Source organism: Dietzia sp. B44, assembly GCF_014145245.1.
Classification (GTDB): domain Bacteria; phylum Actinomycetota; class Actinomycetes; order Mycobacteriales; family Mycobacteriaceae; genus Dietzia; species Dietzia natronolimnaea.
On record NZ_JAALEF010000028.1, the window covers coordinates 1 to 2,928 of the forward strand.

The window sequence follows — 2,928 nt, forward strand, 5'->3', positions numbered from 1 at the left end:
CCTCGCCCGCGGCCTCCGCCTCCGCGGCGGCCTCCGCGATGGCCCTGCGCCGCTCGTTCTCCTCGAACGGGTCCTGCAACGCGGAACGCTGCACCGCGTCGATGCTTCCGGCCAGTGCGCCGGGGAGCTCGGTGCCGGCGTCGGCGGCGGCGTCCTCGAGGAACCCGCCGGCCTCGGCCGAGCCCACCACCACGTCGTTCCAGAACGTCAGCTCGTGCGGGTAGAGCTCTCCGGCCTCCTGGCGCTCGGCCAGGGCGGCGAAGAACCCGCCGGCGAACTGCACGCTGAGGACCGGGAAGATGTACTCGGGGATCGAGAGCGAGCCGAGCCCGATGGTGCCCGACCCGATCGAGCCGGTCGGGTTGACGTAGACGGACCCGGGCAGGCTGCCGGAGGAGGCCACGGAGGCCACCGCGGATCCACCCGCGGACCCCAGCGCCTCGAGCGGTGCCACCGAGCCCAGGACCTGGCCGACGGACAGCGCGGTGTCCGGCACCACTCCGCTCCCGATGTCCCGCAACCCCTCGGATCCCGCGCCGAAGCCGGGGTTGCCGACCACGATCTCCTCGGGGATCAGGCCGGTCAAGCCGTCGACGCTGCTGTTGCCGGTCTGGGTGGGCACCGAGGAGTCGGAACCCGAGGCCTCCTGGCCGTGCACCACGGCCGGGGTCGCGACCGCCGCCAGGGCGGTCGCGGCGACGACGGCGCCGATGCGCCTGGTCCGGAGTCCGGAACCACGGTTCTGGGGCATCTGTGCTGGCCTCTCGTCATGAGCAGGGCCCTACCGGCCCACGCACGCAAAGCGTACTACTACAGGGCCGATCCGGACTGCCGGGCCGGGCCCCGCCGCGGGGCCGGCCCCTACTGGAGTGCCGAACTCAGTCGCGCGACGTTGTCGACGTACCGCCCCGGCCAGGGACGGCGCTGCCAGGTACCCAGGCCGAGAGGCGTGCTCTCCTCGAGGTAGGCGTCCACCGCGTCGTTCATCTCGGTCAGCGCCTCCCCGCCGAGCACCAGCAGGCTGATCTCGAAGTTCAGGTTGAACGACCGCTGGTCCATGTTGCTCGACCCCACCACACCGCCGTAGTCGTCGATCAACATCATCTTGGTGTGCAGTACCGCCGGCGAGCGGAACCTGTTGATCCGCACCCCGGCCTCGAGGAGTGCACGGTAGTAGGACCGCTGGGCGTGGTGGACCATGAACTGGTCCGCGTGTTCGGGGACGAACAACTCCACGTCGACACCTCTGTAGGACGCGGAGGTGATCGAGTGGAGCAACGCCTCGTCCGGGACGAAGTACGGGCTGACGATCCTGATCCTGTGCTCGGCCTGGCCGATGAGCTGGGTGAACATGCGCAGGTTCGGCTGCGTGCGGTATCCGGGCCCCGAGGGGACGAGCTGGAAGGCGCTGACCGGGTCGCCGGCGGTGGGGTCGCCTCCCGCGCCTCCGGCACCGACCGACGTGCCGCGGGAGAGCTCCTCGAAGGTCTCGATGACCTCACCGCTCTCGGAGTACCAGTCCACCGCGAACACCCCGTTCATCGCCTGGACGATCTCACCCCGGACCTCCATCATGAGGTCCACCCACTCCCGGCCGAGGCGGGTGTTGCGGGGGCTACCGTAGTTCCGGGCGATGAGGTTCTGCGAGCCGATGAACCCGTGGTCGCCGTCGACGATGAGCATCTTGCGGTGGTTGCGCAGGTCGGGCCGGCGGAACCTCCCGACGAACGGGTTGATCGGCAGCATGAGGTGCATCTCGACCGGCGAGTGGCGCAACCTCCGTCGTAGCACCTTGAAGCCCCGGTACCGCAGGGACCCGAGGTGGTCGACCAGCACCCTGACCGTCACCCCCCTCTCCGCCGCCTCGACCGCGGCGGTGAAGAACTCGTCGGTCTCGTCGTCCCAGGACTGGGCGTAGAACTCGATGTGCACGTGGTCCCGGGCGGACCGCACCGCGTCCGTCATCGTGGCGAGCGAGGCCGCGTAGTCCGAGTACAGCCCCACGAACTCGCCGGACATGCACGGGATCGCGGTGAGGTTCCGGTTCATCTCGAGAACCGTCCGCACCCCGGGCGGGATCCGCACGCTGTCGGGGACCGTGGGCCACTTCTCCAGCGCCTCCTCGTAGAGCCGGTTGGCCTCGGCCTGGATGACGTGCCGTCGGCCGGTGATGTACGGGTTTCCCAGCAGCAGGAACAGCGGCACGCCGACGATCGGGATGAACAGGATCGCCAGCAACCAGGCCTGAGAGGAGGAGGGCTGCCGATTCTCCGGGACCATGCCCAGGGCGAGGATCTTGATGGCGTACTCGGTGATGAGCAGGGCCGAGGTCACGCCCGCCGGGAACGGGAGGAACGCCAGTCGGTCGACGGCGGGGTTCATGTGGCGGATCGGGACAGGACGGCGCCCCGGGGCAGGGAGCGGGGATCGACGAACCGGCCGTCGGTCATGGTCCAGCGGACCACTCCCGCCAGGGCCCTCTGCGCGTACACCGAGTCGGCGGAACCGAGCTCCCGGGCACCGGGGAGGACGACGAACGCCTCGTCGTCCGCGACGGCGGTGAAGTCGGCCCTCAGACCCGTCCGGATCTCCCCCCGGTCCTCGAGACCGACGATCGCGGCCGTCGTCCCGGACATCCAGCCGGCCACGTCCGAGAGATCACACCCCCTCCGGCGTGCTTCCGTCCACACCACCGAGAGACCGAGTCGGGCGGAGGCGATCGCGTCGACGGTGCCGTCGCGGAGGGCGTCCCAGAGGAGTTCGCGCGTGGCGGCGTCCCGGATCGGGGGATCAAGGTCGGCGGCGGCCGCGCCCCCGTGGGTGACCTCCGAGACCAGGGCGAGCAGGTGCGGGCTCGTGGAGGCGGTCACGCGCAGCCCCTCGGCCTTGGCCCCCCGCAGCAGCGGCAGCTCCTCGGCGTCGGCGACC

2 protein-coding genes and 1 pseudogene are annotated in these 2,928 nt (G+C 70.7%); all 3 read right to left on the bottom strand.

The window, feature by feature from the left end; all coding sequences use genetic code 11:
* The coding region (locus G6017_RS01335; protein ID WP_182615544.1) for a hypothetical protein at positions 1–751 on the bottom strand (751 nt) is incomplete at its 3' end.
* 110 nt (positions 752–861) lie between these two features.
* Positions 862–2,382 (bottom strand): phospholipase D-like domain-containing protein, encoded by a 1,521-nt coding sequence (locus G6017_RS01340; protein ID WP_182615547.1) that lies wholly within the window; start codon positions 2,380–2,382, stop codon positions 862–864.
* Positions 2,379–2,928: pseudogene (locus tag G6017_RS01345) on the bottom strand (amidohydrolase family protein); the annotation flags it as partial. The pseudogene G6017_RS01345 and the gene G6017_RS01340, both read right to left, overlap by 4 nt.